Genomic DNA, 6,236 nt, shown 5'->3' on the forward strand with positions numbered 1-6,236 from the left:
CCGCTCTTCCGATCTAAACACACTTATGCGTGTTCATTTATTACCTGTTTTATAAAGAGTTCCATCAGTGTACTTCCACACTATCTGTCATTTCTTGCTCTTGTGTTTCAGTTTTTGGTGACTTTACATTTTTCAATATCTTGCTGAAGTTACGTAAAGATTGAAGGTGCTGGTAAACCAGTTCCAGACCGTCATTGGCAAACAATTGAGCTAGGTCATCTTGACCTATGGCTTTAAATTTCTCTTTATTGATCACTTTAAAGCCCGTTAGTGTTCGTTCTTCACCCGTTGGTAGAGTGAACTTTGCGCCCATGTCCTCAAATAAATCGAGCTCAGACAACTTACGACAAAACGCTTGGGTTCTTTGGTAATGATTCTGGTAGTCCTGTAGAAAATCTAACACTTTCCCAAGGTATTGCGTTTGGTCGCCTTCCGCATCAAACAGGCGTTCTCCCCGATTATCTTGATTACAGCCTATATAGGATTCATCTAAACACAGTGTGAGGGTTTTGCCCTGGTCACCACTAGCAAAAACAAACGGGTACCGGCGAATAAATGCTGGGATGTATTCGGCTGACCACTTTCCTTCATCATCAATGTATAAGTTCTGGTCTTCCCGAATTCCCATAATGACCACGGGCAATAATTCTTCGCCTTCCCCAGCAAAAACAATCGTGTAATCTACTGATGCGTTGGGGAATTCTACCGCCATAAGAGGCACCGAATTGACCTTCCTAGCGAAGTCGTAGTTGTTTTCAGCTTTAATTGACCAATCTAGATGGCGCTTCTTGTTTACCGCTTCAACTTGACCATAAATAAGTAGTTGTGTCGTCACGTAGAACTCCTTTTCATTATTGTTATTACTGCTATTTTTTATGAAATATCACACTAATAAAGAACGAGGTTTGTTAGCTCTAAGTCTTCATCTAACGCTCTTAGATCGGTAGGAACCTCTTCGCCTTGTAGTGCATTGTTTATTTGTTGTAAGTCGAACTCTGTTAATGTGCCCACAGCACGTTTTAACCGTAAGTTGTTGTATAAATAGTCGTAACGAGCGGCTGAATATTCTGTACGGGCGATAAAGAGATCTCGCACTGCATCCAACACCGTTACGCTGGTCGCGACCCCTGATTCAAAAGATTCCTGTTTTACTTCAACGGCTAGCTCATACGCTTCTACCGATTTTTGTAACGCCTTCACTTTACTAATAGCACTCGTTACGCCGGTAAAGGCGGCTCTTGTCTCACGACTGGTTTTTCGCCACACTTCTTCGAGTTCATCCTTTGACTTGTTGTAGAGATTTTCAGTTTCTCGAACCTTGGATGAAACCGCGCCACCTGCGTAAATAGGGATATTAAGCTGAACCATATACGTTGAGGTGTCTACTTCACTGCCACCACCAAATAGCGAACCTTCTGTTTCGCTTTTGTTGTAAGACGCCACAAAATCTAACGTTGGGTAGTGCCCACCTTCTTGACGTCGGATCTCTTCTAGAGCTGCAGACATTGCATTTTGTTTAGCAAGAATAGAGGGGTTGTTCTTTTGGGCGTTTTCTAGCCAGGTTTCAACGGCAAAAGGCTCTGGGCGAGCCAACGTTAACTCTTCTCCTAACGTTGACATCGAGCTCGGTAAGGTTCCGGTAATCTCATACAAGGCTTGAAGTGCGTCTCGTAACTCGTTGCCAATTTCGATTTGGCGAGCCTGTGCTTGAAGATAGCGGGCTTCAGAATCAAGAAGATCCGTGGTTCTCGCTAAACCATTGCTGAGTTGCAGCTCGACACGTTCATAATGCTTTTGCAGAGATTTGACTTCGGCATCAATGCCTAAATACGTATCTCTCTTTTTTAAGACGGTAAAATAGGCTTCGGCAACGCGTAAAATCAGCTCTTGGCGTATGCCTTCTAACTCAGCCGCAATACGTTTTACATCTTCTTTCGCCTGAGCAAAGTAAGCCCAGTTACTAAAGCTATAAATAGATTGGGTGAGCGATAAGTTCAATTCATCAGTGGGGTAGTCGGTAGAGCCTGAACCATACACATCGTTATCTGCACTAACAATGTCCTGTTGGGTTTCGGTATGGCTTAAATCTAATTTTATCGTCGGGAGTAAGACAGCCAATGCTTGATCATACACTTCCTTATCTGCATCGTGTTGGGAGATACTAGCGCGATATATAGGATCAAACTCCAACGCTTGGTTGTAGATGTCGAGTAGATCTTCGGATTGAGCACTACATACAACCCCACTCAATAGTATCCCTATAAAAACTTTTTTTACCATTTCCATCCATTCCTATGCTGAACAGACAACAATAGGCTGTTTCAGCCTGACAACGTTCACGATATAAGGGCTATGTTTAACCTGTTGATTGTAATGTTCATTTCCTACCATTTCTTCTATGCAAACTATTAGAAGACCAAAAACTATTTGCTCAGAACGACAGCTTAAAACCGAGAAAAAACACTAAGCATTGATCAAGCTCAATGCGATTTTTCACAACCCTCGTCACAACGACACTTTAAATATAGCTCATCCCCCATTTTCCTAAAGGTAAATGTCATACTTCTGATCAATACTACTGATGAATGTATCATTTATGAGAAAGGTCGAATTTATTACCTTGTTTAATTGATACAAGTCGCACATTGGGTTGCTATGAAATGTGTAACGTATAGTTCAAACTGTTCACACACGGCAGCAAAGGTAACTTTTCATTCGAACGTGATTCCTTTAGATAATGAACTTATTAATAGAGCACCCGAAATGTTACCTTCCTTCAATTTATTGCCCCTCACTGCACCACGTTAAAAACAATAATAAGTATTGATAACTTTTTATTAACTCCGAGTCTTAATATCCGTGTAACCTACAATCGCTCTCACAAAAAATAAATATTTATGTTTATTTTTCAAGACAAGAGAGCAATACCTCTCTAGTGGCAACCCCTCTAGAATTAAAATTATTGTATATTTACAGGTGATATTGATGCTGGTTAATAAATATGTATATTCATTATTCATGCTTTCACTCGTCGCTACATTTTCTAGTGCAAGCGAACTAATAATAGAAAATATAGGCAATTTTATATTCGGAAAAATAGACGGAGATCTAGCTACTAACTTTGATTCAAATGGCAATTTCAGATCGCTTAAATGGCTCAACGGAAATGATGAGGTTATTTCAGAAAAAGCCTATTATATCATAGAGAATAATCGCGACGAAATTAGGCTATGTATAGATAATCATACCCCATCATGCGTATCTGTAGATGATTATATGACTCAAAAGAGCCCTAAAGATACCATCTCCAATAATATAGCAAGCTTAGATGTCGTATTCTTAAACTACGACGATTTAGCTTTTGGTGTTTCACCCGTGTCTTACTCCAATTTTAGTATCACTCAAGGTGAGTTTTCATTCCTATATATGGAGAACATCGACCAAGATGGCTTTGTTACTGATAATAAAATAGATTTTGATTATCCTAATTCACTCTTAGTTGGGAAGCCGATTCTTGATTCATCAACAAGCATTAAAACTTGCTCCATTGGCGGTTACAAATATGGAGAACCTACCTACATAGAAGCATGCAGTGATGAAGTTATCTTTGATAAACAAGTATCATTAAGTATCACTAAGGTCTCTGACGGTTTAGAACAAGGACGAGTTCCTATTTCATTCGAAATTAAAGTTGATGAACCTTTGAATCAAGACCTAATTTTAACGTTGAATTACTCTGGTTCCGCAAGACAAAACTCAGATTACACGCCTAAACCTGAAGTTACGCTTAAGAAAGGCACAAATAACTACAACCTACTAATACCTGTGGTGGATGACTCTATTCTAGAAAATAATGAAAGTGTCACCATAACTCTTTCTTCCGACCAGTTAGAAAGTTCACCCAAAGCTACTGGGTATATATATGACAATGACACTCCAACTTATGTCAATATCACAGTTAAAACAAAATGTTGGGCTTCACCAAACCCTTTTTCTCCCCATGCGAAACTGTGGACTTACGTTACTAACAATTCTGGGCATGATGTTTGGTTAAATGAGCCTCATAAAGGAAAAATAAAGATAAAAAATGGGGCTTCCAATAAGGAAATAGACTTTCAAGAAACTCGCGAGCATTCCCGCTCTTTAAATGAACATTTTGAAGATGATAAAAATGACTTCTATCTTCCACATGACTCTGGCATCTGCAAATGGAATCTAGGTCACGATGCAAATGGTGAGTGGTCAACTACCTATGTTGCTGAGGCGATTAAGTAGACTCTCAATCAATAGATGATAACTGCGCGATGGTAAGCATTAATCTTAATAGGATTAATGCTTTGATAAGCATAACCCAAGCGTTTATATACTCTGCTTAATTTTATATATTATATTGGACTATAAACCCCATTAAATAGAACATAACTTGTTACGTTAACCATAAATAAAATCTGGATATTATAATGTTTAGAAAATCAATTACACCTTTATTAACCACTTTGTTAGTTTCGACTGTTTCATATTCACACGCCTCCGATATATCAATATCTTTAGTAGAGAATACACCACATATATCAGCAACTGAAGATGGCCATAGAATACAGTATTATAATAAGCATGGTGACGCTAATGGTTATGTCTGGATAGATGTTACCACATCAGAAGTATTGCATTATGGAATATCCTACATATTAGATAAGAAGGATAAAAACAAGACAATTGCACTTTGTTCTAAAGATCGAATTTATTGCTCAAATGAAATAAACTTGACTGAATATTTCTATAATAAGAGAGATTTAAAAAGCTTAACATCCCCATTTGATTTTAACGACTATTGGGAAGTGGATAATAAAATAACAAACCAGGGACTGATTTATTTAGACACAACCCCCTTCACATCGGAAAGCAAAATCAACTATATATCAGAAGAAGACTTCTCTACTGATATTCCCAATATAGGTGCTGCTCTAGTAAGCTTTTATGACGAAGACGGTACTCTATTGTATTTTGAAACATTTAGTGATCCTGAAACCGTAAAAGCCGATGAAGATGGTGCTATATATGAAGTAGAACAAGACATAAACTTCGGTGATTCTGCCACTATAGAACTATGTACTGTGATTTTTGTAGACTCCGGAGACACCGCAATAGTAGAACCTGATTGTGATTTGAGATTGATTTCAGAAAAGATCACACCTCCTGAAGTCGCGAAATATTATTATCCACCTACCGTAAACCAATACAATGCATTGTTTGATGGTAGAGTTCCTCTTATAGAAGAGCCGACCTTAGGAACGACCTTTGTATCATCCCCTCGTATAGAATCAGACAGTAATTACTTAGAGTATTTTTGCAGCACTATTGAGGGCTCATCACCTTTGACGACTGCTCAGTTGATCGATTTTTCCACATCTGATTACTTTGACGATTTTTGGCCTGGCAAGACTGGCTATTGGACAAATGATGAAGCTCAAGACCCTAGATTTGAAATAAATGGTGGTCTAGGCGTTATTGTTACTATTTCCGGTACAGGTTCAGTCTTAGACGCAGCAAATAGTTACTATGATGGGTTCTTTATATGTATAAACAACAACATTGAATAATTAGTAGCCTCACTTTAAATATAATCTCTACTTTCACAGTAGAGATTATTTATGTGTATGTTTTAGTTACCGACCCTTAGTATAGTTACCTAACACTATTCTATTTGTTAGATTATTGGGTTTAACACTGATTTAACCCCTAAGTAAATAATAGATTAATTGATATTCACTAATTACTCCATGTACCTTGGTGATATTAACATTAACTACTATTCAGAGAATTAAATAATGGTTATTTTTAATACGACACATTATATCCATCTAATAATAGCGGTCATGGTAACCGCTACACTAGTTGGTTGTGGAGATAAAGAGCCTGGTCAAACATCGAATAGCACTGTGCAGTCTAAACAAGATTACAGCATAACGGCTTTAGATCTTTTTGTGTCGACAGGGTTAGATAACACCTATGAAGTGGATTTATCGAGTAAAGTGTTTACCGAACAAGGGGCTGGTTTCCAAGTCACAGAAGTCGACGTCTTATCCAAAACTAATAACTGCCAAATACAATCCATCACCAAATCGGGTTTTATCGTACAAGCGTCAGAGGCGAAAGTATGTGACTATCGTTACTACGTTCAAGCAACTCATTCAATAGACAGTAAAGCAACCTATGCCAATGAAGTATCCACATCG

At 38.1% G+C, this 6,236-nt stretch carries 4 protein-coding genes and 1 pseudogene; 3 read left to right on the forward strand and 2 right to left on the reverse strand.

Annotation, left to right across the window (positions count from 1 at the left end; all coding sequences use genetic code 11):
• Positions 1 to 64: 64 nt before the first annotated feature.
• Both ACP45E_RS18535 and ACP45E_RS18540 read right to left on the reverse strand, forming a co-directional pair.
• Positions 65 to 835 (reverse strand): SapC family protein, encoded by a 771-nt coding sequence (locus ACP45E_RS18535; RefSeq protein ID WP_017037895.1) that lies wholly within the window; start codon positions 833 to 835, stop codon positions 65 to 67.
• A gap of 53 nt (positions 836 to 888) precedes the next feature.
• On the reverse strand, positions 889 to 2,280 hold the full coding sequence (locus ACP45E_RS18540; protein ID WP_241824341.1) for a TolC family outer membrane protein: 1,392 nt from the start codon (positions 2,278 to 2,280) through the stop codon (positions 889 to 891).
• Positions 2,281 to 2,985: 705 nt separating this feature from the next.
• Here ACP45E_RS18540 and ACP45E_RS18545 point away from each other — a divergent pair.
• The 3 genes and pseudogenes from ACP45E_RS18545 to ACP45E_RS18555 all read left to right on the forward strand — a co-directional run.
• Positions 2,986 to 4,275 (forward strand): hypothetical protein, encoded by a 1,290-nt coding sequence (locus ACP45E_RS18545; RefSeq protein ID WP_017037893.1) that lies wholly within the window; start codon positions 2,986 to 2,988, stop codon positions 4,273 to 4,275.
• 185 nt (positions 4,276 to 4,460) lie between these two features.
• Positions 4,461 to 5,600 carry a hypothetical protein gene (locus ACP45E_RS18550; RefSeq protein ID WP_017037892.1) on the forward strand — a complete coding sequence of 380 codons (1,140 nt, stop codon included), beginning with the start codon at positions 4,461 to 4,463 and terminating at the stop codon, positions 5,598 to 5,600.
• Between the two features lie 339 nt (positions 5,601 to 5,939).
• Positions 5,940 to 6,236, forward strand: a pseudogene (locus ACP45E_RS18555) (Ig-like domain-containing protein); the annotation flags it as partial.

The organism is Vibrio genomosp. F10 str. 9ZD137, assembly GCF_049974785.1.
GTDB lineage: Bacteria > Pseudomonadota > Gammaproteobacteria > Enterobacterales > Vibrionaceae > Vibrio.

Excerpts from the sequence above, each read along its gene's own strand:
- ACP45E_RS18550 (WP_017037892.1), top strand. The coding sequence starts at position 4,461 with ATGTTTAGAAAATCAATTACACCTTTATTAACCACTTTGTTAGTTTCG.
- ACP45E_RS18540 (WP_241824341.1), bottom strand. The coding sequence starts at position 2,280 with ATGGTAAAAAAAGTTTTTATAGGGATACTATTGAGTGGGGTTGTATGT.
- ACP45E_RS18545 (WP_017037893.1), top strand. The coding sequence starts at position 2,986 with ATGCTGGTTAATAAATATGTATATTCATTATTCATGCTTTCACTCGTC.